This is a genomic window from Streptoalloteichus hindustanus (genome assembly GCF_900129375.1).
Lineage (GTDB): Bacteria > Actinomycetota > Actinomycetes > Mycobacteriales > Pseudonocardiaceae > Streptoalloteichus > Streptoalloteichus hindustanus.
Genome location: NZ_FQVN01000005.1, coordinates 509744 through 535261, shown reverse-complemented (window position 1 = coordinate 535261; position 25518 = coordinate 509744). Strand labels below are relative to the sequence as shown.

At 70.4% G+C, this 25518-nt stretch carries 23 protein-coding genes and 1 pseudogene; 10 read left to right on the top strand and 14 right to left on the bottom strand.

The features are described 5' to 3' along the window. Positions 1-63 precede the first annotated feature (63 nt). Entirely contained in the window at positions 64-2790 is a 2727-nt protein-coding gene (locus BUE43_RS18220; protein ID WP_073484679.1) for an ATP-binding protein, read from the top strand. An 82-nt stretch (positions 2791-2872) separates the two neighbouring features. Here BUE43_RS18220 and BUE43_RS18215 read toward each other — a convergent pair whose 3' ends face one another. Then, positions 2873-3673 (bottom strand): sulfite exporter TauE/SafE family protein, encoded by an 801-nt coding sequence (locus BUE43_RS18215; protein WP_073484677.1) that lies wholly within the window; start codon positions 3671-3673, stop codon positions 2873-2875. Positions 3674-3766: 93 nt separating this feature from the next. Between BUE43_RS18215 and BUE43_RS18210 the strand changes: the two genes are divergently transcribed. Both BUE43_RS18210 and BUE43_RS18205 read left to right on the top strand, forming a co-directional pair. Next, complete coding sequence (locus BUE43_RS18210) at positions 3767-4531, top strand: AraC family transcriptional regulator (RefSeq protein WP_073484675.1); 765 nt, start codon at positions 3767-3769, stop codon at positions 4529-4531. Between the two features lie 98 nt (positions 4532-4629). After that, positions 4630-5079: pseudogene (locus BUE43_RS18205) on the top strand (GNAT family N-acetyltransferase); the annotation flags it as partial. A 305-nt stretch (positions 5080-5384) separates the two neighbouring features. Here BUE43_RS18205 and BUE43_RS18200 read toward each other — a convergent pair. From BUE43_RS18200 to BUE43_RS18185, 4 genes are all read right to left on the bottom strand, one after another. Beyond that, positions 5385-6473 carry a hypothetical protein gene (locus tag BUE43_RS18200; RefSeq protein WP_073484673.1) on the bottom strand — a complete coding sequence of 363 codons (1089 nt, stop codon included), beginning with the start codon at positions 6471-6473 and terminating at the stop codon, positions 5385-5387. A 576-nt stretch (positions 6474-7049) separates the two neighbouring features. Then, positions 7050-8204 (bottom strand): GyrI-like domain-containing protein, encoded by a 1155-nt coding sequence (locus BUE43_RS35795; RefSeq protein ID WP_073484670.1) that lies wholly within the window; start codon positions 8202-8204, stop codon positions 7050-7052. Between the two features lie 107 nt (positions 8205-8311). Further along, positions 8312-9514, bottom strand: coding sequence for an epoxide hydrolase family protein (locus tag BUE43_RS18190; protein ID WP_073484997.1), 1203 nt, complete (start codon positions 9512-9514; stop codon positions 8312-8314). Between the two features lie 53 nt (positions 9515-9567). After that, positions 9568-10464 (bottom strand): AraC family transcriptional regulator, encoded by an 897-nt coding sequence (locus tag BUE43_RS18185; RefSeq protein WP_073484668.1) that lies wholly within the window; start codon positions 10462-10464, stop codon positions 9568-9570. A 170-nt stretch (positions 10465-10634) separates the two neighbouring features. Between BUE43_RS18185 and BUE43_RS18180 the strand changes: the two genes are divergently transcribed. Beyond that, the gene (locus BUE43_RS18180) at positions 10635-11174 is read left to right on the top strand and encodes a cysteine hydrolase family protein (RefSeq protein ID WP_073484666.1); all 540 of its coding nucleotides are present in this window, start codon (positions 10635-10637) and stop codon (positions 11172-11174) included. A 4-nt stretch (positions 11175-11178) separates the two neighbouring features. Continuing rightward, positions 11179-11637, top strand: a complete 459-nt coding sequence (locus BUE43_RS18175) for a hypothetical protein (RefSeq protein ID WP_234995784.1) — start codon at positions 11179-11181, stop codon at positions 11635-11637. 269 nt (positions 11638-11906) lie between these two features. Here the strand turns inward: BUE43_RS18175 and BUE43_RS18170 are convergent, their stop codons facing one another. Further along, positions 11907-12092 (bottom strand): hypothetical protein, encoded by a 186-nt coding sequence (locus BUE43_RS18170; RefSeq protein ID WP_200797565.1) that lies wholly within the window; start codon positions 12090-12092, stop codon positions 11907-11909. 701 nt (positions 12093-12793) lie between these two features. Between BUE43_RS18170 and BUE43_RS18165 the strand changes: the two genes are divergently transcribed. Continuing rightward, positions 12794-13309: a DinB family protein gene (locus BUE43_RS18165; protein WP_073484663.1), complete on the top strand. Its 516-nt coding sequence runs from the start codon at positions 12794-12796 to the stop codon at positions 13307-13309. A gap of 219 nt (positions 13310-13528) precedes the next feature. Here the strand turns inward: BUE43_RS18165 and BUE43_RS18160 are convergent, their stop codons facing one another. Next, complete coding sequence (locus BUE43_RS18160; protein WP_073484660.1) at positions 13529-14638, bottom strand: FAD-dependent oxidoreductase; 1110 nt, start codon at positions 14636-14638, stop codon at positions 13529-13531. Between the two features lie 68 nt (positions 14639-14706). On the opposite strand from BUE43_RS18160, the gene BUE43_RS18155 reads away from it, so the two are divergent. Further along, on the top strand, positions 14707-15387 hold the full coding sequence (locus tag BUE43_RS18155) for a TetR/AcrR family transcriptional regulator (RefSeq protein ID WP_073484658.1): 681 nt from the start codon (positions 14707-14709) through the stop codon (positions 15385-15387). Here the strand turns inward: BUE43_RS18155 and BUE43_RS18150 are convergent. Continuing rightward, on the bottom strand, positions 15379-16671 hold the full coding sequence (locus BUE43_RS18150; protein WP_073484991.1) for an MFS transporter: 1293 nt from the start codon (positions 16669-16671) through the stop codon (positions 15379-15381). The genes BUE43_RS18155 and BUE43_RS18150 overlap by 9 nt on opposite strands. Positions 16672-16816: 145 nt before the next feature. On the opposite strand from BUE43_RS18150, the gene BUE43_RS18145 reads away from it, so the two are divergent. Beyond that, positions 16817-17776 carry a LysR family transcriptional regulator gene (locus BUE43_RS18145; protein ID WP_073484656.1) on the top strand — a complete coding sequence of 320 codons (960 nt, stop codon included), beginning with the start codon at positions 16817-16819 and terminating at the stop codon, positions 17774-17776. Positions 17777-17892: 116 nt separating this feature from the next. Here the strand turns inward: BUE43_RS18145 and BUE43_RS18140 are convergent, their stop codons facing one another. The 3 genes from BUE43_RS18140 to BUE43_RS18130 form a co-directional block, all read right to left on the bottom strand. Further along, positions 17893-18363, bottom strand: coding sequence for a GNAT family N-acetyltransferase (locus tag BUE43_RS18140; RefSeq protein WP_073484654.1), 471 nt, complete (start codon positions 18361-18363; stop codon positions 17893-17895). 114 nt (positions 18364-18477) lie between these two features. Further along, positions 18478-19404, bottom strand: a complete 927-nt coding sequence (locus BUE43_RS18135; RefSeq protein WP_234995783.1) for an alpha/beta hydrolase — start codon at positions 19402-19404, stop codon at positions 18478-18480. Next, a complete protein-coding gene (locus BUE43_RS18130; RefSeq protein ID WP_073484652.1) occupies positions 19397-19660 on the bottom strand; it encodes a hypothetical protein in 264 nt (87 codons plus the stop codon). Before BUE43_RS18130 ends, BUE43_RS18135 begins: the two co-directional genes overlap by 8 nt. Before the next feature lie 80 nt (positions 19661-19740). Here BUE43_RS18130 and BUE43_RS18125 point away from each other — a divergent pair, with 80 nt between their 5' ends. Further along, positions 19741-20337, top strand: coding sequence for a TetR/AcrR family transcriptional regulator (locus BUE43_RS18125; RefSeq protein ID WP_073484650.1), 597 nt, complete (start codon positions 19741-19743; stop codon positions 20335-20337). Positions 20338-20516: 179 nt separating this feature from the next. On the opposite strand, the gene BUE43_RS18120 is transcribed toward BUE43_RS18125, so the two are convergent. Then, positions 20517-21650 (bottom strand): serine hydrolase domain-containing protein, encoded by a 1134-nt coding sequence (locus BUE43_RS18120; RefSeq protein ID WP_073484648.1) that lies wholly within the window; start codon positions 21648-21650, stop codon positions 20517-20519. Between the two features lie 197 nt (positions 21651-21847). On the opposite strand from BUE43_RS18120, the gene BUE43_RS18115 reads away from it, so the two are divergent. Beyond that, entirely contained in the window at positions 21848-22594 is a 747-nt protein-coding gene (locus tag BUE43_RS18115; protein WP_073484645.1) for a GbsR/MarR family transcriptional regulator, read from the top strand. Between the two features lie 22 nt (positions 22595-22616). On the opposite strand, the gene BUE43_RS18110 is transcribed toward BUE43_RS18115, so the two are convergent. Both BUE43_RS18110 and BUE43_RS18100 read right to left on the bottom strand, forming a co-directional pair. Continuing rightward, positions 22617-23216 carry a DinB family protein gene (locus BUE43_RS18110; RefSeq protein ID WP_073484643.1) on the bottom strand — a complete coding sequence of 200 codons (600 nt, stop codon included), beginning with the start codon at positions 23214-23216 and terminating at the stop codon, positions 22617-22619. 670 nt (positions 23217-23886) lie between these two features. Then, the gene (locus BUE43_RS18100) at positions 23887-25500 is read right to left on the bottom strand and encodes a GMC family oxidoreductase (RefSeq protein ID WP_200797564.1); all 1614 of its coding nucleotides are present in this window, start codon (positions 25498-25500) and stop codon (positions 23887-23889) included. Positions 25501-25518 lie beyond the last annotated feature (18 nt).

The following is a 25518-nucleotide window of genomic DNA, read 5'->3' as shown; positions in this document are numbered from 1 at the left end:
AGGACACACGTGGGGCCCGGGGGCGCAGGCTGACTGAGGGCGCCGAGGGCAGGAGTGCGCGCCATGCCGCTTTTCGGTCGGGACGCCGAGCTGAAGCTCCTGGCGGAGCTCGTCGGCGGACCGGAGCGCGGCGGCGGCGTTCTCCTGTGCGGGGAGGCCGGCATCGGGAAGTCCGCGCTGGTGAAGGAAACCCTGGCCATGGCGTCGATCGCCGGCCTCCGGGTCCTGACCACCTCCGGTGTGGAGGCCGAGCAGAACCTCGCCTACGCCGGGCTGCACCAGTTGCTGTACCCGGTGCGGGCGGGGGTGGACAGGCTCCCGGCTCCGCAGCGGGACGCGCTCGCGACCGCGCTGGGCACTGCCGACGGCCACGAGCCCAGCACGTACCTCGTCGGTCTCGCCACGCTGAGCCTGCTGGCCGACGAAGCCGCTGACCGGCCGGTGCTGGTGGTCGCCGAGGACGTGCACTGGCTCGACCGCGAGAGCGCCGACGTGCTCGCGTTCGTGGCGCGTCGGATCGAGTCCGATCCTGTCGTGCTGATCGCCACTCTCCGCGAGGGCGAGCGCTCGCCCCTGCTGGACGCCGGGTTGTCCCCGATGCTGGTCGACCGGCTCCCCGACCAGGTCGCCGCCCAGGTCCTGGACTCGGTCGCGCCCGATCTCCCGCCGGCGTCCCGGGCCCGGCTGTTGGCGGAGGCCGCGGGGAACCCGCTGGCACTGACCGAGCTACCGACGGCCGCGGCGAACGTCGACGGCCTCGACCCGGTGCTGCCGTTGGGCGACCGCCTCGCGCGCGCCTTCGCCGCCCGGGCCATCCCCCTCGCGGCGTCCACCCGGACCGCGCTGCTGGTCGCGGCGCTGAACCAGAGCGACTCGGTCGCCGAAACGCTCGCGGCCAGCGGGCTGGTCCTGGGGACGCCGGCTGATCTGGAGGTGCTGGCGCCAGCCGTCGACGCCCGGTTGGTCGACCTCTCCCTCGGCGCGGTGACCTTCCGGCACCCCCTGGTCCGGTCGGCGATCGCGACGGCCGCGACGCTGGCCGAGCGCCGGCAGGCACACCTCGCGTTGGCCGCGACACTGCACGACCAGCCGGACCGGCGGGCGTGGCACCGGGCCGCCGCGTCGGCCGGGCCCGACGAGGAGGTGGCCGTCGAGCTGGAGCGGACGGCCGACCGGGCCCAGCACCGGGGCGGGCTCGCCGCCGCGGTCGCGGCGCTGGAGCAGGCGGCCAGGTTGAGCGAACGGCCCGACAGGCTGGTGGTCCGCCTGTTGCGCGCCGCCGAGTTGGCGGTCGAGTCCGGTCGCCGCGACACGGCCGAGCGCCTGGTGCGCGATGTGCGGGCCCTGGAGCTCTCCCCGCATCAGCGCGCCACCGCCTGCTGGCTGATCAGCGGCTTCGAGGACGGGGTGCGCGAGGACGTCTCCCGGGTGTCGGAGCTGGGCGCGCTGGTCGAATCCGTTGCCACCGACGGAGAAGCGGACACGGCCACCCGGATCTTGCTGGGCGCCGCCATGCGTTGTTTCTGGTCCGAACCCGGCCCGGCCACGCGTCGCCTGCTGTTGGACGTTGCCGACCGTCTGCCCATCGACGCCGACGACCCGCGGCTGGTCGCGGTCGCCGCGTACGTCGCGCCGTTCGAGCGGGGCGCCAGGGTGCTCGACGGGCTGCGCGCACTGGTCCGCACCGCCGCTTCCGACCCGGAGGTGGACCGCTACCTGGGCAGCGCGGCGATGCAGGTCGGCGCGTTCGACCTGGCGGCCCGCTTCGCCGCCGCGGCCGTGCCCGGGCTGCGGGCCGGGGGACGGCTCGGCGCGCTGCCCAGGGCGCTGACCGTCCAGGCGTGGAGCTGTGTCCGGCTCGGCGACCTGGCCACCGCCGTACCGGTCGCGGCGGAGGCCGCCCGGCTCGCCGGGGAGACCAGCCAGCCGTTCATGTACGGGCTGGCCAGGGCCGTCCAGGCGGAGATCGCGGCGTTGCGCGGCGAGCACGAGCGGTCCGGCGCGCTGGCCGAGGAGGCCGAACGGGTCGGCCTCGCCGCGGGCGCCCGGCCGGTCCTGGCCACCGTCCAGCTCGCCCGCGGGCTCGCGGCGTTGAGCGAGGGCCGCTTCGACGACGCGTTCGCCGCCCTGCGCCGGGTGCTCGACCCCGCGGACCCCGCCTACCAGCTCGGCCTGCGCGCGTACTTCGTCGCCGAGCTCACCGAGGCCGCCGTCCGGGCCGGGCAGACCGACGCCCTGCGGGACGTCCTGCGCGAGCTGGAACCGCTGGCCGCGACGACGCCGTCGCCGGCGTTGCACATCGGGTTGCGCTACGCACGCGCCGTGCTCGCGCCGAACGACGAGGCCGAGGAGCTGTTCACGGCCGCGCTGCGGGCGGACCTGACCGCGTGGCCGGCGGAACGCGCGCGCGTCCACCTGGCGTTCGGCGAGTGGCTGCGCCGGCAGCGACAGGTCGTGCGGTCCAGGACGCACCTGCGCACGGCCAGGGAGGCGTTCGACGCGCTCGGGATGGCGGCCTGGGGCGAGCGGGCCCGCCGGGAGCTGCGCGGCGCCGGGGAGTCGAGCCCGGACCGGGGCCCGGACGCGCGGGAGCGGTTGACCCCGCACGAGCTGAGCATCGCGCAGTTGGCCGCCGAGGGCCTGACCAACCGGGAGATCGGGCAGCGGCTCTACCTGTCCCACCGGACCGTGGGGACGCACCTGTACCGGATCTTCCCCAAACTGGGAGTGCGGTCCCGAGCTGATCTCGCGGGAATGCTCAAGTCGTTCCAGGAAGCCAGCACCCGGTGAGGGACGCCACCGGTGACGTGCTCCGGCGGCACCGTCTACTGTGGCCGTCCACTGTGGAGCCATCCACTGTGGAGCCGGGCGTTCAGACCACCGCGGTGACGATCATCGCGACCAGCACGAGCACCAGGAAGCCGACGTAGGCGATCGCGTGCGCCCGGTCGGGCACCCGCCCCGCGACGCGGCGGGTGATCGCGATGGCGGGCAGCGAGCCGCAGAGCAGGGCCGCCACCGCGACCAGGTTGACGTAGCCGATCTGACCGGGGTGGTGCGCGGCCGGCGCCTGGAGCGCGTACACCAGGGTGGCGACGAGGGCGACGGGAACGCTGAGCGGGTTGGCCATCGCGGTCGCCTCGACCATCGACAGCCCGCGGCGGCGCAGCAACGGCACCGTCATGACGCTCCCGCCCACGCCCAGGAAGCTCGCGACCGCCCCGATCCCGACGCCGCCCGCGGTGGAGGCGAGTCGTCCGAGCGGTCGCGCCTCCCCCGAACGACGCCGGACGTCGGTGAAACCGCTCCGCGCGACACTGTCCACAATGGTCACCGCGAGATAGGCGATGAACAGCACGTGCAGCACGGTGTCGGACGCCCAGTTCGCCGCGAACGCCCCGAGCGCGGCGCCGACGGTGATGAACAGGACCAGCGGGTGGAGGTACTCCCGGCGCAGCCGGCCGGCCCGGACCTGGGTCACGGTCGCCCAGGACGCGTTGACGATCATCACCGCGGTGGAGGTCGCCACGGCGGTGTGCATCGCGTCGGCGCCGGTGGTGGCGGCGACGACCGCGTACACGACCGGCACCGTGACGAAGCCGCCGCCGAAGCCGAACAACACCGTGGTCACGCCGGACAGGCAGCCGAGGACGAACAGGATCAGAGCGAACACGCCAGCAACGCTAGGTACGACGCCGCTTGGCGAGCATTCGATGAATCGCCACTTTCCATCGAGTTCGCGCCACGAGCGACGTAGCATGAGTCGGTGCGGAACGTGGTGGTGGACAAGGTCGACGACATCGACCGCGCCGTCCTGGCGATCGGCACCGACTACCCACCCGGGCACCTGCTGCCCCTGCACCGGCACCGCCGCGCGCAGCTGCTCTACGGCGCGACCGGGATCATGCGCGTCGAGACGGCCGACGGGAGCTGGACGGTCCCGCCGCACCGGGCCGTGCTCATCCCGCCCGCCACCGACCACCAGGTGCTGATGGACCGGGTCAGCACCCGCAGCCTCTACCTCGAACCGTCCGCCGTGCCCTGGTTCCCGACGCGCTGCCAGGTCGCGGAGGTCTCGCCGCTGCTGCGCGAGCTGCTGCTCGCCGCGGTCGACCTGCCCGCCGAGTACGACCGGCACGGCCGGGACGGCGCGTTGATGGAGCTGGTCCTGCACGAGCTGCGCACCCTGACGCCGCTGCCCTTCGACCTCCCCCTGCCCGCACGCGCGGGGCTGCGCGAGCGGTGCGAGGCGTTCCAGCTCGCGCCGAACATCCACGACGACCCGGGCTCCTGGGCCGCCGGCCTGCGCGTCAGCACCCGCACGTTCAACCGGTTGTTCCGCGACCAGACGGGGTTGAGCTTCCAGCAGTGGCGGCAGCGCGCCTGCGCACTGCACGCCATCCGCCTGCTGTCCCAGAAACGGACCGTCACGCAGGTCGCCACGGCCCTGGGGTACGACACCCCGGCCGCCTTCTCCGCCATGTTCCGCAGGCAGACCGGCGCCACGCCGAGTTCCTTCCGGCCACGGTGACCGGCTTGGCGGCTCGGCGGTGCGGCGGTGCGGACCGGGGTGATCCGCAGTACGCCGTCAGCGGGTGCGGTGGCCAGCCGAAGCTCCAGGATGAGGGCGTGACGAAGACCGAGGTTCGACCCGCGCGTCCTGCCGACTTCGAAGCCGTCGCCCGGCTGCGGTGGCGCTGGGTGGCCGAGCGGGACGGTCTGCCCGCCACTGGCCGGGACGAGTTCGTGTGGACGTTCGCCGCGTGGGCGCGAGAGAACACGGCCACACACCGGTGTCTGGTTCTGGCTCGTGGGGACCAGGTGATCGGGATGGCGTTTCTCGCGGTCACCGCGCGTGTGCCGACGCCGCTGGTGTTCTCGCGCGCATCCGGTGACGTGCAGTGCGTGTACGTGGTGCCGGAGGCGCGCGGCGAGGGACTCGGCGGCCTGCTGATCAACGCGATCCTCGGCCTGGCCGGGGAACTCGGGCTGGAGCGGGTCACCGTGCACTCCTCACCGCGTGCCGTGTCGGCCTACCAGCGGCACCGGTTCGCGGTGTCCCCGCAACTGCTGCAAACCGAGGCGCGGCCAGCTTCCCGGCCGATCACCACGGCGGCCTCGGCCAGCCAGGATTGCACCGCGCGCCAAGGCAGGCCGCCGACGCGGACGCCGATGAGCAGGTGAGCAGCCGCGTGGGCACACTGGTGATCCTTGGCTTGGGCTGTAACGGCGTAAGGGCGTTGGGGGTGCGGCGGACAGGGACTTCCGGTTCGAGAGTGGTGTTCCTGTGGTGATGCCCCTCGCCGCGATCGTCCGGCCTCAGCGCGGGATGAGGTGTCGCGGGTGGCTTCCCGGCCCCGCGACACCTCGGGCCGCAGGGGCTGTCAGGCGCAGGGCGACAGCAGTTGCGGGTTGGCCGCGAGAGCCAGGAAGCGGATTCCGCCGAACAGGGCGCCCTTCTCGTCCCGCACGCTCATCTGGAGGGTGTGCACCCCGCCGACGCGGGTGTCGTCGGGGAAGTCGAACGCCAGGCCGAGCGGAGCCACGACGCCGGGCTTGACCCGAACCCTCACCTCCCTGCCGCCACCACCGCACAACACGTTGTCGCCGAAGAGAACGAGGTCCCGAACCGGGTTCTTGGCGGCCGCGACGGTGTGGGTGCTGACCGCGTCGACCAGCACGGGCACGCCGCCGGCTCGGACCAGCGCCAACTCCAGCGGCTCCCCGAGCCGTCGGCAGAGCTCCTGGTCGCGCAGCCGCTGGATCTCGACCGCGTCCATGCCGGTGATCGTGGCGCCCCAACCGGACAGGATCTGGGCGAGTCCGACGAGGCCGAGCCCGTCGTCGCCGCGGAGTTCCTCCACCGTCACGGTGAAGGTGGCCTCCGCCGGCGCGGGGTTGGCGACGCCGAAGGGGAAGCAACAGCGGCCGCCGGGAGGGAACCGGCGGAGGTTGATGTTGCGCTGCCCGCAGTGGGGATCGCTGACCACGGTGAAGTCGGTGGTCGCCGAGGTAATCACGCGGCCCTCGGGAGCGCCGGGGCAGCCGTAGGTGTAGCAGTTGGCTCCCAGGCACATGTGCGCGGAGTTCCGGTCGGCCGGGTTGATGAACGAGCTCTCGTCGGGAGTCCAGTCGACGCTGGCGACCGCCCACCCGTGGGCCCGGACCACGCCGACCGGGAGGACGGCGTGCGACCGGTTCGGGTCCGGCGCCGGGGGGAAGGGCATCGAGTGGACGGGCGCGATGGGCGCGACCGGTTTGGACACCCAGATCTGGACCATGACGCCGGAGATGTCGGCGTCGCTGTTGTTGTCGACCCGCACGTGGATTCTGTTCGGGACTCCGGGACGCGCCGTGGACAGGTCCCAACCACCGGTGAGCCACATCGACGGCGACTCCCAGTAAGCCGCGCCGGGAGGAATCGGACGAACTCCGGTGTCGTTGCTCCGGTACTTGATGTACAGGCTGGCCATGGTGTTCCCTCCTGCCGGGAGCGGTGGTGGCGGGGAGTCTCTGGCGTGCGTCAGCCGCACGTCCCCAGGTCGCCCTTTTCCCGCGTACGACCCGGATTCGGCGTCGTGAGAGGTCGCGCGGTCCGCGCCGCCGGTCAACCAGGAGGCGCGCGTCGTTCGGGCCGGCGCGCGGTTACGGCGATTTCGCTGGCGGCCCACCGCATCGCGAGGCCGCCGGTCTCGGCGTGAACTGTCGTGACCGTGGGACGAGCCGGGCACGAACGAGAAGCACGCACCCCCTTCTTCTGGAGCGACCCGCCCAGAATTGCGTACGCCGGCGACATTACGAAGAGGCCATCGTCACCGAAAGAACCAAGAGGGCGACACGCTGTCGTACGAACATCTCACCCACATCGAATGCCCGAGACCACATCCGCCCCACGGGGGAACACCCGCCACGCCACGAGGAAGGCGTTCCCCCACCCGTCGCCCCGTATCGGGTAACCAACGCGGAAAACGGCCCCGAGCCGACCCCGTCGCGTGATCACACGGCTGGAGCACAGGCCGAACCGCGCTGTCGTGGCCACTTCGGACTCGTCACGCGGTCCGGACCGGCTGGCGCAAGATCGTTCTGAGCTTGGTTGGCGGGGTTCGCCGCGCGTCGCTGAGGTAGATCTCGTGGTGGTCGCCGTTGAAGGTGAGGTCGTTCTCGGGGAGGTAGTGGTTGTGCAGGCGGTCCAGGGTGGGCGTTTCGTCGTCGTAGGAGCCGATGTGCAGGATCTGGGCGCAGGTCCCCTCGACGAGGGTGAGCAGCCTGATGTCCCCGAGCGCGGGGTTGGCCTTCTTCTTCGAGACGGTGTCGACCGCGGCCTGGACCATGTCCTCGGTGATCCACGCCGGCTGGCTGATCATCATGGTCCAATCCCACGTGTCCTTGCGGCGCCGGACGAACGCGGTCGGGTCGTCCGCTCGCCACAGCCCTTCCAACGGGCCGACCACGAAGTCCCGACCGAGGGTCTTCTTGCTGGCGAACTTCAGCGCGTACGCCACGCCGTACAGGGCTTCGACCGCGTTCGCGTACGCGGGTGACGTGTTCGGATCGCCCCGGCCATCGACCGCGATGTACCGGAACTCGGGCACGTCGACGACGGTGAACTCCTTCGCCGACGGCGAGTAGAGCTCCTTGTGGGCCTTCTTGACGTCGTACTTCTCCACCGCGGTTTCCTTTGCCAGCACGCCCAACGTGGTTTCGGTCCAGTCGACATCAGCCCTGAGCATGGCCTCGCTGTAGTCGAAGATGGCGGAAGCCGCCGTGGGCAGGGGTTCCTGCCTTGAACGAGTCGCCCGGACCTCCGCGAGCTGTTGCCGCAGCGCGTCCAGACGCCGGGTCAGCCCGGTCACCACATCGGCGTCCGGCAGGCCGGGGCTGTTCGCCATCGCGATCAACACCCGCGCCCGCACCGGGGTCAGTGCCGTCAACGCCTCGCGCGTGGCGGCAGCGCACAGTTCCCTACCCGACGCCGTGGCGCGGAAGGTGACGCGCGACTTTCCGGACGACGGAGCACTGGTCGCTTCGATCAGGCCGCGCCCGGCCAACTTGTCGAGCACGTAGTAGATCGAGGAGAAACCGAGCGCCGTCCACGCGCGCACTCCCCGCTCCTCGATGACCTTCTCCAGGTCGTACCCGTGGCGGGGCTGCTCGACGAGCAGACCGAGCACGGTCAACTCGCCGTCGGTCAGAGTTGGAGCCATGGGCTCTATTCTAGTACTGGAATAGAGCCCATGGCTTCGTCAGCCCGCCCAACTCCGTTGGTGGAGCAGCAGTACCCACACCGCCGGTGGCGGCCCGTCGGCCGAGCTCAGCGGGCGGCCGGTTGGTCCCGCACCCGGCGGAACGCGCTCCTGATCTCCGACACCAGCAGATCTGGCTGCTCCAGGCCGGGAAAGTGCCCGCCACGGTCCAGTTCGTGCCAGCTGCGCAGGTCCTGGTAGCGCCGGTGCGCCCAGCGGTGCGCGGTCGGCCAGGGATCGGCCGGGAACAACGAACAGGAGGTGGGAACGACCACAGGTTGCGCGTTCTCCTCCTCCGCGCTGCGCGGAACCCACCTCATCGCCTCCCAGTACCAGCGGGCAGTGGAGGCTCCGGTGCCGGTCAGCCAGTACAGCGCGATGTTGTCGACTTGCTGCGACACGCTCACCCCGCCACCGACCTCGGGGCGGGTGTCGGCGTAGGCGGCGAACTTCTCGCCGAGCCACGCGGCCAGACCGGCGGGTGAGTCGAGCAGGGAGTAGCCGAGCGTCTGCGGGCGCGTGCTCATCAGCATCCCGAAGCCGTAGCCATCCGCCAGGTGCAGGTCACGCCGGTCCAACATGCGTTGTTCCGCCGGGCCTGGCGCGAGCCTGTCCTCCGGCAGCGGAGACGCCAACGGCATCGTCAGGTGCAGGCCCACGACGCGCTCGGGAGCAAGACGCGCCAGTTCGGTGCTCACGTAAGCACCCCAGTCTCCGCCGTGGGCCCCGAAACGCTGGTAGCCGAGCACGGTCATCAACTCGGCCCACGCCCGCGCGGTGCGGCCCGGGTGCCAGCCCCGCTCACGGGGACGGTCGCTGAACCCGAACCCCGGCAACGCCGGCACGACCACGTGGAAGGCGTCGCGCGCGGAACCGCCGTGCGCGACCGGATCAGTGAGTGGCCCCAGCACGTTCTCGAACTCAAGCACCGAACCGGGCCAACCATGGGTCAGCAGCAGCGGCAGCGCCGTCGGCTCCGGGGAGCGGACGTGCCAGAACGCGATGCCCAACCCGTCAAGACGCACCCGGTAGTGCGGAATCGCGTTCCACCGCGCTTCCCTCGCGCGCCAGTCGTGCTGTCGCCACGCGTCGAGCAACGCCGCCAGCCGCTCCAGCTCGATTCCCTGCGTCGCGTCCGGAACCGTCTCGGGTTCGGGGAGCCGGACCCGGTCCAGCCGAGCGCGCAGATCAGCCAGGTCGTGGTCGGGGATGTGAACGGCGAAGGGCTCGACTTCGGGCACGCCGCCGCGAACGGAACAAGGGTCGGTCATGGACACGACGCTAGGGACGGACTCCCTCTGATCCCATGCGCGAGATTGCGGTGCTACGACTGGGAATTGCGGTAGGCCGACGGGCGCACCCCGGTGTGCCGCACGAAGGCCGCCGACAGGGCGCCGGGGCTGGCGAAGCCGCACCGCGGCGCGATCTGGGCGATCGCCAGGTCGGTGTCGCGCAGCAGCCGTTTCGCCTCCTCGATCCGGAGCCGGGTGAGGAACCGGTGCGGTGGCGCCCCGGTCGCCTCCCGGAAGACCCGCACGAGGTGGTAGACGCTGAGGTGCGCGACGTCAGCGATGTCCGCCAGCGTGATCGGTTCGGCCAACCGGTCGCGCATCATCGCGACGGCGGCACGGACACGGGCGTCCTCCCGTGTCGGCGTCCGATCGGCCGGCCGCCGCGCATGACGGGTGAGCAAGTGCGTCGTGAGAAAAGCCGCCGCCGACTCGACATACAGATCACTGGCCTCGCCCACGGAACCGACCGCTCGAACCGCCTCCTCGACCAGCGGATCTCCCTCGGCCAGAGACGCGGCCATGGCCTCGAAGTCCACCGGACCGCCGCCCAACCGCGCCGCGACGGAATCGACGGTGTCACGCGGGATGTGGACCTGCACGCTCCGCATCGCCCCGTCCGCGCGGTAACGCCGAAGAACGGCCTGGTCCGGAATGCCCAGCTCAAGCCGACCCGGCGCCCACGAACAGCGGCTCCACCGGCCAGCACGTCGTGTCTCCATCACCGCCCGTCCCGCGAGCGGCACCACCAGGTGCACGTCCGCTGCGGCGGGCAGTTCCATGTCCTCCGCGACGGGAGCGTGCTCGAACCGCTGGACGAGCAGGGACTGCCAGCCAGCGTCCTCCCAGCTGCAGTACGTCCGCCGCACGTAACGAGCCATGTCGAAACCGACATAGGGCTGGAGATCGAACCGGGCGGAGTCGAACACCACGATCTCCAGGCTACCGACGGGGCGACGACGAACATCTGGTCCCGAACCTCGGCCACGACGTCGGGTAGCGTCACCTCCGTACTGTTGACCATCGCAATCACCATGGCCGCCAGACTGACTGTCCTGCCCACCGCGGAACACCGGACGAAGCGGCTGGACGGGAGCCCGTCGTGACCACCGCTCTGATCATCGGCGACCTCCAGCGGGGCATCACGGGCAACTACCCGTTCGCCAAGCAGGTCGTGCCGCCGATCACCGACCTGCTCCCGCGCGCCCGCGCGGCCGGCGCGCTCGTGGTGTTCGTGCGCTTCGCCTTCCGCAGCAACGGAACCGACCTGCTGCCGAACAACGAGCTGTACAGGTCGTTCTACGAAGCCGGAGACGCCTTCCACGAGGGATCGGCCGACACCGAGATCGATCTGCCGGTCGCCGACGAGGACGTCGTCGTGCTCAAGCGGCGCGCCAGCGCGTTCGCCGGCACGGATCTCGACCTCGTGCTCCGCGCCCGCGGTGTCGACACCCTCGCGGTCGCCGGAGTCGCGACCAGCGCGATGGTGGCCGCGACCTGCTACGACGCGGCGGACCGCGGCTACCAGGTGACCGTGCTGCGGGACGGCTGCGGCGACGCCGACCCCGCCATGCACGACTTCTTCGTGGACACCGTCTTCCCCAGCCGAGGCTTCAAGGTCACAACCTGCGCCGACTGGTGATGGGATGGTGTTCGTGAGCCAGGGATATCCGAGGGTTTTGGAAGACAGAGAAGTGCTGGTCGTGCGGGCCGGTGATCAACAGCGGGCACGGCTGCGCGGCTGGCTGGACGGCTATGACGGGCCATGCCCCCTCTACCGGATCGAGCTGTTCCTGGGCAGGGACCGGTACACCGCCAGTGCGTCGAACATGTTCGCATCGCTTGTCCGGCTACGTCGCCAGCTGGAGCCCGAAGGCTGGATGATCGCCGTTCAAGGGGCGCGGCGTGACACCTTTCCGAGCGGGATGACCCTGGATATGGGTGGCGGGATGGAGGTTTACGTCATGCGACCGGGCCACAAGTCCTCTGTTGACGATCTCGTCGAGACGCTCGCCGACGCGGCGGTCGAGCAGTTGGGGACCGTTGACGAACAGCGGGCGTGGCGAGATGCGTGGTTTGCCGAGGTCAAGAACGCGCCACGCTGAACATCCGCTCGTGGCTCGAAGCGCGTGTCGCTCGCGTCATCCAGGTTGGTCCGCCGGTGGCCGGATCGCCTATCCACCTGTCCTCCGCAGAGTTGACACGATGGGCCGAGAACGGACGTTGGGGGTCCGTTCTCGGCGTGGCGCGCAGGCTCCCGTGATTGTTGCTGGTGCCGGAGCCCAGGCCGACGTGCCGGCCGGGCTGATGGTCGCGGCGGGAGCTCGAAGTGACGGCGCTCCGCGCTCGCTACGGCGAGGACAGCCCGGGTGGGTCAGGGCTGGGTTGTTGTCGTGGGTGGGTTTGCTTTCGCGGGCTTGGATTTCACCAGCCAGAGGCCGGTGAACAGGGGGCTGGTCAGGGTGACGGCGCCGGCAGCGACGAAGGCGCTGTTGAGGCCGGCCTCGAAGGACGCGCCAACGGATCGCTGGTGCTGGACGATGGCTCCGAGCACCGCCACGCCGAGAACCGCGCCGATCTGCCGGGTGGTGCTGCTGACGCCCGATGCGAGGCCGCCCTCCCGTGGGCCGCTTCCCCGACCTGCTCGACCCGATCCTGCGCCTCAGCGCGGCCGAGTCACCGCACAGCGACCGGCTGTGAGGCCGTTCCTCGCCGCTCAGGCGGATTGACGCTGGCCCAACCGAACGAGGCTGCGACCGCCGTCCTCAGTGGACGGACCGCCAGGAGTTCTCCAGCGACCTGGCACTGCCAGACGCGCGGCTGGCATTCCGACGCGGCCCACCGCTCGGCGGGCGCCGCGATGTCAGGCCCCTTGCCGCCGAAGCCGGTTCGCACCGCCTTCTCCGGCGCTTGACCCCGCCGCCCGCCTCGCGATAGAACTTGGGCATCGCCTGCGTGTGATGCGACAGACCGGTGACATCCCCGGACTCCCGCGACGCGCAGATCCTGCGACTCAAAGCCGACAATCGCGCAGCCCGATTACGGGGAAGTTCAGCGCGCGGCTCGCCGAGGCCACCGGCACGATCGACGAACCCACCAACCTCCGCACACGAGCCACCACGGAACCCGGCGGCCAGAACGTCGATCGCACGCCTCCCACGGCGCAACGCGGTCACCGGCCCCTGCTGGGACGGGTGCCGACAGCCGAAACCCCAAGTACGACAGGCAGTTCCACCTCCACGAACAGAATCGAGGCCGACGATGACCTGGTCGATCCCACGGACCACCACCGGCGCTGAGCGCCGCTTGCTTGAGAGCGCGCTCGACCGCAACCGGGCCGAGCTGGTCAACACGGTGCGCGGTCTGTCCGAAGTAGAGGCCCGCCGCCGCCTCGTCGCGTCGCCGACCACCCCGATCGGGCTGCTCAAGCACGCCGCGGTCGCCGAACGGATCTGGTTCCAGCACGTCCTGGGACGGGTGCCCAGGAGCGAATGTGACGGCGGCACGACGGCGGGCGACACCAGTTTCGTCGTCGACGACAACGAGACCGTGGCCGACGTGATCGCCGAGTTCGAGCGCGCCAGCGAGCGCTCGCGCGTGATCGCCGCCGGCTTCGACCTCGACGACACCACGACGCACCCCGACCTCGGCGAGGTCAACCTGCGGTTCATCTACCTGCTCCTCATCGAGGACTTCGCGCGGCACGCCGGCCACGGCGACATCCTCCGCGAGCAGATCAAGCACCCCGCCGCGCCCGCCACCGACGACATCGAGTGACATGTGGCGTGCGGCGCGAACCGAGGCAACTCGGTCGCCGCACGTTACCCAAGTGAACACGGCGTCTGCGGACACAAGCGCGAGGTTCCACTCGGATCAGCCCGCCCGGCAGACCTCGGGACGCCCACCGTCGACGCCACCCGGTAACAGAGCCAGGCGGATCGCTCCCCGTGACTGGAGTCGCGGGGAGCGATCCCGCTCGCGAGCCCCGGCCGCGTTTCAGCTCGGCTGGAAGAACGCGAGCATTCTCCGGCTGGCGTCCGGCGACATCAGGATTTCCTGCACATCCGCGGACATCCGGGCGGCAGCACTGGTGCGTTCGAACATCTCGCGTTCGTATTCCTCGACGGCGGCGGGAAAGTCGTCCGGGTGCGCGGCCAGTGCGAGGCCGAGCAGGGCGCCGTCGAGCAACGCCATGTTGGCCCCCTCTCCCACCGGCGGCATCAGGTGCGCGGCATCGCCGAGCAGCGTGACGTCCGGTCTCGACGGCCAGGTCAGGCCGACCGGAAGAGCGGAGATCGAACGCGGCAGAACCGTGTCGTCGCAGGCGGCGATCAGCGCGGTGATCCGCGCGTCCCAGCCGGGGAGCAGGTCGATCAGTCGCGCCCGGGCGGCGGCCGGGTCGTCGAACGGGATCCCGCTGGTGGCGAACCAGTCCTCGGCGGTGTTGTAGAAGCTGAGGCCGATGCGGACGCGGCCGTCGCCGTTGCGCTGCGCCGCCAGGGACAGTCCGTTGCCGAGCACCCAGTAGTTGCCGCGCCCGACCATCGCGGCGAGGTCGGGGTGGGTGCGGTCGATGTCGGGAATGCCGAGCTCGACGACGTTCTGGCCGATGTGCGCCGGCCGAGCGTCGGTGAGCAGTGCGCGGACCCGGGAGTTCGCTCCGTCGGCGCCGACCAGCAGGTCGTACGTCGCGGTGCTGCCGTCGGCGAAGCGCAGCAGGCCGTTGTCAGCGGATTCGAACGCGTGTCCCCAGCGCACCACGCCTTCAGGGAGGGAGTCCAGCAGCAGGTCACGCAGATCGGCGCGGTCGACCTCGGGTCGCGCGAGTGGGGCGTCGTCGGGCGTGTCCTCCTGGAGCAGCAAAGTGCCGTCCGGCTCAAGAAGGCGCATGTCCTGACCCTCACCACGGGCGATCGCGTGGAACTGGTCGATCAGACCCGCCTCGCGCAGCGCCCGCTGGCCGGAGTGGATGTCGAGCATGCCGCCCTGGCCACGCGCGAAGCGTGACGTCTCCCGTTCGTACACGACGGCGTCGATGCCGTTCACGTGCAGCACCCGGGCGAGGGCCAGGCCGCCCAGTCCGGCTCCCACGATCGCGATGGTCATGGCTCTCCTCCGATACGCCGTATTCCTCCGATACACCGTATCGCGTCAGGCGATGTACTGTCAGCGGCATGTTGGTGTGGGAGCGGCCGGAGCCGCCGGACCGGCCGGTACTGGCCCCGCTGAGCCGGGAGCGGATCGTGCGAGCGGCGATCCGACTGGCCGACGCGGACGGCCTGGAGGCGGTGTCGCTGCGCAAGGTCGCCGCCGCGCTGGATGTCGGGCCGATGCGGCTGTACGGCTACATCGCCACCAAGGACGAGTTGCTCGACCTGATGGTCGATGCGGTCTACGGGGAGATCCGGCCGGCCGGAGACGGCTGGCGAGAAGTGCTGCGCTCCCTGGCCGAAACCACCCGGCAGGCCGTTCACCGGCACGAATGGCTCGCCGACCTGATCGGCGGGCGGCCCCAACTCGGGCCCAACGCCCTGGCCAGAGGGGAGGCCGTGCTGGCCGCGCTGGGCGGCGTCGACGTGGACATCGTCATGCCGGTGGTCACCGCAGTCGACGCGTACGTGATCGGGGCGGTGCGCAGGGAGATCGCCGAGCAGCGCGCCGAGCGGGCCACCGGGATGGACAAACAGCAGTGGCAGGTCACCTTCGGGCCCTATCTGGAGCGGACCTTCGCGACCGGCCAGTTCCCCGCGCTGGCCACGGTCGTTCGCGAGGGCGCCCACCTGGACGCTGACGAAACCTTCCGGATCGGCCTCGACTTCCTCCTCGACGGCATCGAGGCCCGCATCTCAGGCTGACGCGCGCGAACGATGCTGCGAACTGTCACCGGGGAGGGAAGGCTTCTCCTCCGGCGGAGTCGGGCTGGCCGGTTCTGGCGCGGTGATCCGTCGCGGCAGGAGGAACGGCGTGGCGAGGAGCAGAACCCCGGCCGCCGCGATGGCCGCACGGGGGCTGGTGAGGTGCGCCAGGAGACCCCACACCATGGTGATCACGGCGGTGCTCGCGCTGGTGCTGATCGACCAGGCCGTGAGCACTCGGGCGTGGCGGCCGGGGTCGGTATTGGTCAACCGGTAGGTGGCGAAGACCGGGGTGAACAGGCTCACGCACACGATCAGCCCGAACTCGGTGACCATCACGATCACCAGCCCGGTCACGCCCGGCTGGACGAACGCGAGGCCGAGGGGCCAGCAGGCGCGGAGCGCGCCGAAGACCCGCAGCGCGGTCTGTTCGCCGCGACGGTGGACGACGCGACGGGCCAGCCGTGACCCGATCAGGCCGCCGACACACGGAACGGCGAACGCCAGCCCGTACTGCCAGACCGGGAATCCCAGGTGGGAGAGCATCAGCACGGACAGGAGCGACTCGGTAGCCATGATCAGTCCGTTGACCAGCATGGTGTTGAGGAGGAACCGGCGCAGCGCGTGGTGGGCGAGGACGTAGCGCCACCCCTCGACGAGGTCGCTCCACCGACGCGCGTGGGTCTTCCTCCCGATCGGGGGCGGCTCGGGTTTCCGGATCGCGGCGACGCAGAGCGCCGACAGGAGGTAGCTCGCCGCATCGACGACCACGGTGGTCAGCGACCCCAGCAACCCGATGGCGGCGCCGCCCACGGGCGGACCGATGATCGTGGCCGACCACGTGGTGGACTCGAACCGACTGCTGGCCACCAGGAGCGCGTCGTCGGGCACGACGTTCCTGAGGTAGGCGCCGCTGGCGGCCGTGAACGCGATCTTCGCCGCCGCGACGACGACGGAGACCACCAGCAGCTGTGGGAAGGACAACACGTCCAGCCAGTACGCGATCGGCACGGATGCCAACGCCGCGAAGCGGACCAGGTCCGTGGTGATCATGACCGGCCGCTTGGCGCGGAACTCCACCCACGGCCCGAGCGGAACCGCCAGCAGCGCCCCGATCGCGAGCCCCGACGACGACAGCGCCGCCACCTCCGCCGAACCGGCGTGGAGGACCGTGATGGCGACAACCGACAGCGCTCCGAACCCGAACCACGTCCCGTAGGCGCTGACCGCGTGCGCTGCCCACAACCAGGCGAACGCCCGACCCAGGTGCGCCCTCCGCCACATGTTCGGCACCCGCTTCCCTCCACTGTGGACCTCGTGGGGCAACTCCCCCTCGCCGGGGAGATCCAAGCCGGTGGACCGCCGCTGCCACCAACAACAGATCGAGCGGCGTGCCACAACTCTCCGTTGTGGGACTAACTTCTCCCCCGTGGATCTCGACGCAGTTCGCACCTTCGTGGCCGTTGCCGAGACAGGTCAGTTCCAGGCCGCCGCCGACGAGGTGGGAATCACCCAGCAGGGAGCGTCGAGACGAGTGGCGAGCCTGGAACGGGAGCTCGGCGTCCAGCTCTTCGCGCGGATCGCCCGGGGCGTCCGGCTCACCGTCGACGGGCAGGCACTCCTCCCCCATGCCCGCGAACTCCTCCGCGCCGCCGAGCGCGTCACAGCCGCCGTGACGCCGGGGCGGCGAGCTCTCCGGGTCGACGTGATCAGCCGCAGGATCGCACCGGCCAACATCCTCCACGCCTTCTACCAGCAGCACCCCGACATCGAGCTCGACGTCGTCGCCCTGCTCAACGCGGACGCCGCGTCGGCGCTGGCCGAGGTCAGCGCCGGCACCCTGGACGCCACCTTCCGCTCCCTCCGGGACTTCGCCCGCACGATCCCCGGCGAACTCCGATCAGCGCGTGTCATCGACGACCGGCACGAGCTCCTGGTCGGCCCACGGCACCCGTTGGCGAGGGCCAGGACCGTGACACTGGCCGAGCTCACCCGTCATCCCATCTGGATGCCCGGCCTGTCCGACCCCGAGCCGGTCGGCTACTACAACGACCTGGCGGAGACGTTCGGGCTCACCATCGACACGATCGGCCCGGTCTTCGGCGTCGAGGTGCTCCTCGCCGAGATCGCGGACTCGGCCCAGCTCGCCACCTTCGTCGCCGAGGGATCGCGCTACCTCTGGCCGGAGAGCTACGACCTCCGCCGAATCCCCGTCGTCGACCCGACCCCGGTCTACCCGCTCTCCGTGATCTGGCGAGCGGACAACACCCACCCCGTCCTCGCGGACTTCCTCGACTACCTCCGGACCAGGTACCGGAAGACAGCCCGCGACGACGTCTGGACGCCGGACTGGGCACGAGATCCGGACAGGTCCCGGACCGGCCGCTGAGCCGCGGTCGGTGGATGCCCACGGCCCAGCGGGTACTCGCTCCTGCCCGTGAAGTTACTGTCCACTATGGACATACATTCCCGTCAGGCGGCGCCAGTGTTCTTCGGCTATCGCACTCAGAGCCGACTGGAGCCCTGGTTCGCGTCGGGTTGGTAGGTGTAGAGGATGAAGCCCTCGTGGAACTTGCCCACCTTGTCGTACAACGCGCGAGCGGGGGCGTCCTCCAGCGTGTTCCAGTACAGGCGCGGGAAACCGTGCTCCTCGGCGTCTCGCGCCACCCACTCGATCAACGCCGTCGCGACGCCCCGCCGCCGGACTTCCGCGTCCACGAACAGATCCGCCAGATAGCACTTCCCGTCGTACCAGACACTGGCGTGGAACAGGTAGTGCGCGATGCCGACCATCCTGCCGTCCAGCCGGGCGGCGACCCCGCGGATCCGCTCGTCGTCGAGCAGGCGTCGCCAGGTCCGCTCGTAGCTGTCGTCGCTGCGTTCGACCTCGAAGTACGTGTCCTTGCCACGGGCCAGCGCTTCCCAGCGGACGCGGTCGGCTTCGGCCAAGGGACTGATCTCCACCACGGCGCCCATCCTGCCCCACGACCGAGCCGCGGAGCTCAGATCCACGCGCGTCAAACACAGGCCGAGCACTGAAACATGCGGTGTCCCTTGAGGAACCCGTTCCTGCCGCGTCAGCGGCGGGGCTCAGTCGAGGAGGCTGGTGAGCACCCGAGCCAGGGGCCGTGGGTGCTGGGGGCCGAGGTGCGGAGCGTCCAGCGTGTGAACGTCGAATCGGTTGTGCGGTGTCGCCCGGTCCGCTTCGGAGATCATCCGGTCCTGGAGCGGCAGAGGCACTGCTCGGTCGCGGGCGCAACGCACGTAGGTGCGCGGGATGCGTCCCCAGGTCGCGGGCACGCCCCGGGCGTCGTCGGTGGTCACGGCCCAGGCCTCGTCCGGCTCCATGGTGTTGAGGGCGGCCAGGAAAGCGGCGTCGTCCCACCCGCCGGCGAGCGCTGCCTTGGCTGCGGCGAGGAATCCTCGGTCCGCGCAACGCCAGTTGGTCCGGGTCACCCCGGTCCGGCCCGGGTCTGTCAGGCCGGGGATCGTGGTCAGCAGCGAGGTCCTCCCTTCTGGGGTGGCGGTGAAGCACTCCAGGACGCTGCGGAGCCGGACGCAGCAGAACGCGGTGAGGTAGACCAGTCGCGCGATGAGGTGCGGGATCTCGTTGCCAACACGGGTGATCGTGGCGCCGCCCATGCTGTGCCCCACCAGGATGACCGGCCCGTGCGCGGCGACCCGGCGGACGATCCGCGTGACGTGGTCGACGTTGTCGGCCAGGCGCAGCCCGGCCAGGGGCGACGGCGCGGCGGCCAGGGCCGCCAGGTCCTGCGGGGCCTGGTAGGAGGGCGGGAAGTGGCCCGCCGGTCCGTGCCCCGGCAGGTCCACGGCCAGCGCCCGGTGGCCCGCCATCGCGAGTTCGGCCACCAGCGGGGCAAAATAGCCCGCGTTGCCGTTGGCACCGTGCACGAGCACGAAGGTCGGTCGACCGCGGCGCCCCAGCTCCCGCCCTCCGCCCGCGCCCGCGCCGACCAGGGCCGTGCCCAGGAACCCGCGACGGGACAGCTCAGCCACGAGCGGCCCCGCTCCTGGCTCCGCTCCTGGCCCCATTCCTGGCGCCGCGCCGGACCAGCGCGCAACCGAGCAGCACGACGCCGAGCGCGCCGACCACGAAATCCGACCAGCCGGGCGCGCCCGCCGCGCGGAGCAGGGCCGAGGCCCCGAAGCTGTTCTGCCACAACGCTTCCGTGACCGCGGACCCGAACCCCTGGACCACCAGCACCACCCCCAGCACCGCGACGACCGAGGACCCGCCACTCCGCTCCGCCATTCCCGTCTCCCTTCGTTCCGATGCGCTTGTATCGGAACACTAGCACGGTTCCGATACAAGCGCATCGGTAAGGTGGGGCCATGCCGAAACAGGTGGACCACGACAGCCGTCGACAGCACATCGCGCAGGCGGTCTGCGAGCTGATTGGCAGGCACGGACTGGAAGGCGTGACCCTGCGCGAGGTCGCGGCGCAGGCGGGGGTGTCCATGGGGGCCGTGCAACGGTGCTTCCGCGCCAAGGAGGAGATGCTGGTCTTCGCGCAGGAGCACGTGAACCGCAGGGTCACCGAGCGCGCCCGGGCGCGGATCGCCGAGTCCCCGCGACCGGGATCGGTCACGACCATGCTGGAGCAGACGCTGGTGGCCATGCTGGCGGTCGACGACGAGGACCTGCTCGACGCCCGCGTCTGGATGGCCTTCACCGCGCAGGCGGCCCTCGACCCCGCGCTCGCGGCCGTCCAACGCGCCCACTACGCCGGGCTGACCGAACTGCTCGCCGTCCTGCTCCGCACGGGCCAGGAGAACGGGCAGATCAGGCCCGAGGTCGACGCCGAAAGCGAGGCGGACGCGCTCATCACCCTCGCCGACGGGCTGACCGTCCAAGTGCTGCTCGGCAGGCACAGCCGCGAGTCGGCGCTCGCCGCACTCCACCAACGAACCACCGCACTGCGGACGTAGGCGAGAGCGAAGCCGCACAGGCCGCACAGGCCGCACCGTCGAATCCGATGATCACGACGCCTCGGACACCACCCGACACAACCCCGGCGACCGACCGAACGGCGACGGGCGTGAGCCGCCGGCCAGCGATCCTCTCGCCACTGCCGGCGGCTCACACCTGTCGATCACGGGCCGGTGCTTCACGCGCCGATGGAGACGCCGAACTCCGCTTCAACGATCTTGAAGAGGACGTCCCAGGACTTCCACTCCGTGTTGGTCTGGATGGAGACGGTGTGACCGTCGGGGGTGCCCACCGTGTAGAACAGGCATCCCCAGTAGCTGCCGCCCACGCCGCGCAGCGTCAGGCCGTCCACCGCCGCCTTCTCGAACTCGAACACGCCGAGGCCGTACCGGGTGTGCGGCGTCCAGTTGCCGCCCTCGGTGGAGACCGTGGTCCACATCTCGCGGTGCTGGGCCGGCGGCAGCAGGGTGCCGTCCACCAACGCGTTGATCACCCGGATCATGTCGCCGGTGGTGGAGATGACGTTGCCGGGGACCCACGAGGTGTTGAACTCGGTGACGTCGAGCGGCTCCAGCCCTGGCTCCTCCATCATGGACGCCCAGTTCTCCGGGGTGACCGCCGCCGAGTCGGTGCCGTCCTTGTAGAACAGCGTCGAGTACGCCCGCGGGTGCGGTTCGCGGTACCCCGTTTCGTGGTCGGGGCGCACGTAGGTGTTGGCCAGGCCGAGCGGCCGGATGACGGTGCGCTCGGCCTCCTCGGCGAAGCTGTTGCCGGTGACCTTCTCGATGATCGCCTCGGCGACGTAGAAGCCGCCGTTGGAGTACTCGAAGCGCTCGCCGGGCTCAGCGACCGGCGGCTGGGACACCGTCATCCGCAGCAGGTCCTCGGTGGTGAACCGGTCGAAGCGGTGCTGGAGGAACCCGGAACGCGTGGCGAACCGGTCGGTCAGCTCCGGGGCCAGGCCGGTGGAGAACAGGCCGCCGGTGTTGCTGAGCAGGTGCCTGATGGTGATCTTGTCGCCGTCGTAGCCGTTGACGTCCAGCACGCCCGGGAGCCACTTGTTCACCGTGTCGTCGATGCTCAGCCGGCCCTCGGCCTCAAGGGACAGGAGCACGGCGGCGATGAAGGCCTTGCTGCCGCTGCCGGTGTGCGCGTACTCCCCCGGCTGGCGCCGCGCCCCGGTCTCGATGTCGGCGACGCCCGCGGTGCCGAACCAGGTCCGGTCCCCGTCCCTGACCTCGGCGACGATTCCGGGGATGCCGAACTCGGCCACCGCCCAGTCGAGTACCTGCTGAATGTCTTTGCGAGTCATGTCGGTGCCTTTGCTCTGAGAATCTTTCCGACATCGCAGAAGTTACGTTGCATACACGATCTGGTCAATCACTCCCCGTTGAAGCAACGCATAAAATCGCAGGTCAGAGCGCACAAATCGTTGCACCGCTCTGCGCTCTAATGCAATGGCTGCGTTGCGTTAAGCTGTTCGGCGACGACGAGAGTCAGGGGGCGCGGATGCCGGGAGAGAGGCTCAGCCAGCAGGACCGCCGGCTCATCGCCGCGGGACTGCGTGACGGCCTGACCTACGCCGCGATAGCCCGTCGCGTCGGGCGGCCGACCTCCACCATCACCCGCGAGGTGATGCGCAACGGCGGGCCGGGCGGCTACCGCGCCGACCAGGCCCACCGGGCCAGCACCCGGCAGGTGCGCCAGCGCAGGACGTCTCCGTTGACCCCGTCACCGCGCCGCGCCGACCTCGGCGGGCGCGATCCGCGGGTCGTGAACGGGGTGGCGGCGCTCAGCACCGACCTGTTCGTCCAGACCGGGGTCCCGCGGATGATGGCCAGGGTGCTCGCCACGCTCCTCACCACCGACAGCGGCAGCCTCACCTCGGCCGACCTCGTGCGACGCCTGCGCGTCAGCCCCGCCTCCGTCTCCAAGGCCGTCGGCTACCTGGAGAACCGGGAGCTCATCAGACGCGAGCGCGACCCCCACCGCCGCGCGGAACGCTACGTCGTCGACGAGGACGTCTGGTTCCAGGCCATCATGGCCAGCGCGCGCATCGACTCCCAGATCGCCGCCGCCTGCGGGCAGAACGCCCGAAAACTCGGTGTCACCACCCCCGCCGGCGCCCGGCTGGAGAACATGAGCCAGTTCCTCCAACGCGTCAGCGACGACCTGACCCGCTCGGCCCAGCACTGGCGCCAGGTCTACGCCCCCCGCCCGCCCGCCGAGCCCGACGACGACTCCACAACCACCTGAACGCTGGTGCCTGCCTGCCACGTCAACCGCGAGGTCGATGGCGCTCCGCCGCCTCGCGCACGCGGTTGACGTGGCGGTCCCACCACGCCGCGTCGCCGACCTCGTCCTGATCACTTCCCGCGCGACCGTCGATCATCTCGCGGAGGATGTCGGCGTGCCCCGCGTGTTGGGCGGTCTCGGCCACAACGCGAACGAGCAACGACCCCAGCGTGGTCTCCCGCCGCTCCTCGGGCCACCACGCCACCAGCGCGGGAGAATCCAGTCCCAGTTCGGCGATCGACTGGTCCGAGTGCTGCCACGCGGACCGGTACAGGCCGACGATGTCCTGCCTGGTTTCCTCGGCCGTGGCCCACATGTCGGCGTTGTCCCAGATCGACCCGTCATCAACCCAGGGCAGCCGAATCGCGGCCGGACGGCCGACCGAGTCGCCGAGATACCCGAACTCGATCCCCGCCAGGTGCTTGACGAGCCCGAGCAGGTTGGTGCCACTCGGAGTCATGGGGCGACGAACGTCGTACTCGCTCAGACCTTCCAGCGACGAGAGAACACGCTCCCGAGACGCCTGAAGGTACCGGCGCAGATCGGCGGCGATCCCACTCCCGACGGGAACTTGTTGGCTCATCCCGCGAGGCTAACCCCCGCCACCGACAAAACCCCCTTGTGGGCCAAGGGATACCTCCGACCAAGCGTCGACGACTCCTCGAAAACCAAGACCGCGGGCCGACGCGTGGCGGACGGTTCAACAGCGGCCCGCTGGTAGCGGCTGCCCAGATGAGGCTCCGCGGTGCTGCGTTCGTAGCGGAGGTCGATAAGATGATCGACACGGGGAAGGCCGGAAACTCATCCGTGTCGTGGTGAAGCCAGGAACGACCGAGGCGATCAGCGCCTGGCCCGTTCCTGGAGGATTCTCGTAGCAGAACGCATGGAATGCGTGTCCGCGTTGTAAGCAGGGATGGGTGATCAGGCGTCAGATTCGGAAGAACGGTGAGCTCTTTCGCGTGTGCGCGGAGTGCGAGGCAGTCTGGCTTCATGAGGCCCCGGTGCGCCGGGACAACTGCACCTATCTCCGCACCTATATGGAAGAGTGGGGACTGACCGACTCCTGGGAACACTTCGATCAACTTGAGAGCTACGACAGCCCGTAACAGCGCCACGGGTTCACAACCTGCCTGTCCTGGTGCCAGCCTTTCCCGCTGGCGCCAGGGCAGACGACCGGAAACCCTTCCATCCGCCCGTCCTCAGCATCCTCCACCCGCAAGCGCCGGTCATCCACTGACGGAGCTGACATTCGCCTATGCGGCGCCCGATCCGTGGCTCATCACCGGGGTTCGTTCCAGCATCAGGTCCGCGGCCTTTTCGGCGATCATCACCACCGGAGCCGTCGTGTTGCCTGTCGGGGCCTGTGGCATCACCGAGGCGTCGGCCACTCGCAAACCGCGAACGCCGTGCACCCGCAGTTCCGGGTCCACCACGGACAGGCTGTCCACGCCCATTCGGCAGGTGCCGACCTGGTGGTGGTAGGACAGCGTCGCCGCCCGCACGAACTCACGCGTCCGTCCTCGCTCCGCCACGTTGAGGCCGGGGGCGATTTCCGTGCCCCGCCAGGAATCCATTGCGGGTTGGTTCACGATGTCCCGCACCATCAACACCGAGTCGACCATCACCTCCAAGTCGTGTGGTTCGGTGTAGATGCGGGGGTCCAGGACTGGCGGCTCGTCCGGGTCGGACGATCGCAGCCGCAGTCGTCCACGGCTCCGGGGGCGGTCAAGCCCGGCCATGACGGTGAATCCCTGCTCTGGTCGGGGCCATCCCGGTGGTGGGAAAGGGAAGCCCATCAACACCGGCTGGGTGTCGGGCACCAGCAAGCTCGGGTGCGACCGCCAGTACAGGTGAGCCTCCAACCCCACCGCCGATTCCGGGATTGGTTCGCGGGACTCCCACACCAGCGGCGCCACCAGGTGGTCGTGCATGTTCTCCCCCACACCCGGCAGGTCCGCCCGCACCGCGATATCCAGGTCTTTCAGGTGGTCAGCCGGGCCAATGCCGGAGCGCAGCAACAACTGTGGTGAGCCGATCACGCCGGCGCACAGCGCGACTTCCTGATCGGCGTGGGCGTGGTGGAGGTGATCGTTCACGCTGTACACCACGCCGGTGGTTCGGCCCTTGGTGATGGTGAGCCGGTGGACCAGCGCGTTCGTCACCACCGTGAGGTTCGGATGGTCGAGGACGGGGGCGACGTAGGAGACCCAGGTGCTGGCCCGGCGCCCGTCGTGGATCATGCGGGAGGTCAGGCCGACGCCCTCGCGCACCCCGCTGCCTCGGTCGTCGACCAGTGGGAGCCCCCACTCCCACGCGGCGACCAGGAACGCCGTCGCGAGCGGGCTCGGTCCAACGCGCGTGACGGGCAGCAAGCCGCCAAGCGGATTCGCTTGTGCGGCGTCGTCGTGACGTTCGGCCCGCCGGAAGTACGGCAGCACCGAGGCCCAGTCCCACCCGTAACACCCCTGGTAGGACCAGTGGTCGTAGTCGGCCGAGGCGCCCCGCGTGTAGATCATGCCGTTGATGGCCGAGCACCCGCCCACCACCCGGCCGCGTGGCCAGTAGATCCGGCGGCCCGCGCAGCCGGGCTGCGGTTCGGTCCAGTAGCCCCAGTCCACACCGGACCCCCACAGTTCCAGCAGCCGCGCCGGGTCGTGGATCGCCGGTTCCTCGTCCAGGCCACCGGCTTCCAGCAGCAGAACCCGCCGGCCGGCGTCCACCAGGCGGCGGGCGAGCACGGAACCGGCCGTGCCGGCGCCGATCACAATGATGTCGTGCGCTGTCATCGTCTTCCCCCTCGCAACGATTCCCCTGGCAGGGCAAAGTCCACATAGGACACGAATTCCACTCGCCTTGAACCGAACCACGACAAAGACGCCGTTTCG

Coding starts and splice junctions, on each gene's coding strand:
- BUE43_RS18220 (WP_073484679.1), top strand. CDS start 64: ATGCCGCTTTTCGGTCGGGACGCCGAGCTGAAGCTCCTGGCGGAGCTC.
- BUE43_RS18200 (WP_073484673.1), bottom strand. CDS start 6,473: ATGGCCAGCCTGTACATCAAGTACCGGAGCAACGACACCGGAGTTCGT.
- BUE43_RS35795 (WP_073484670.1), bottom strand. CDS start 8,204: ATGGCTCCAACTCTGACCGACGGCGAGTTGACCGTGCTCGGTCTGCTC.
- BUE43_RS18190 (WP_073484997.1), bottom strand. CDS start 9,514: ATGACCGACCCTTGTTCCGTTCGCGGCGGCGTGCCCGAAGTCGAGCCC.
- BUE43_RS18175 (WP_234995784.1), top strand. CDS start 11,179: ATGGTGTTCGTGAGCCAGGGATATCCGAGGGTTTTGGAAGACAGAGAA.
- BUE43_RS18165 (WP_073484663.1), top strand. CDS start 12,794: ATGACCTGGTCGATCCCACGGACCACCACCGGCGCTGAGCGCCGCTTG.
- BUE43_RS18160 (WP_073484660.1), bottom strand. CDS start 14,638: ATGACCATCGCGATCGTGGGAGCCGGACTGGGCGGCCTGGCCCTCGCC.
- BUE43_RS18155 (WP_073484658.1), top strand. CDS start 14,707: ATGTTGGTGTGGGAGCGGCCGGAGCCGCCGGACCGGCCGGTACTGGCC.
- BUE43_RS18150 (WP_073484991.1), bottom strand. CDS start 16,671: ATGTGGCGGAGGGCGCACCTGGGTCGGGCGTTCGCCTGGTTGTGGGCA.
- BUE43_RS18140 (WP_073484654.1), bottom strand. CDS start 18,363: ATGGGCGCCGTGGTGGAGATCAGTCCCTTGGCCGAAGCCGACCGCGTC.
- BUE43_RS18130 (WP_073484652.1), bottom strand. CDS start 19,660: ATGGCGGAGCGGAGTGGCGGGTCCTCGGTCGTCGCGGTGCTGGGGGTG.
- BUE43_RS18125 (WP_073484650.1), top strand. CDS start 19,741: ATGCCGAAACAGGTGGACCACGACAGCCGTCGACAGCACATCGCGCAG.
- BUE43_RS18120 (WP_073484648.1), bottom strand. CDS start 21,650: ATGACTCGCAAAGACATTCAGCAGGTACTCGACTGGGCGGTGGCCGAG.
- BUE43_RS18115 (WP_073484645.1), top strand. CDS start 21,848: ATGCCGGGAGAGAGGCTCAGCCAGCAGGACCGCCGGCTCATCGCCGCG.
- BUE43_RS18110 (WP_073484643.1), bottom strand. CDS start 23,216: ATGAGCCAACAAGTTCCCGTCGGGAGTGGGATCGCCGCCGATCTGCGC.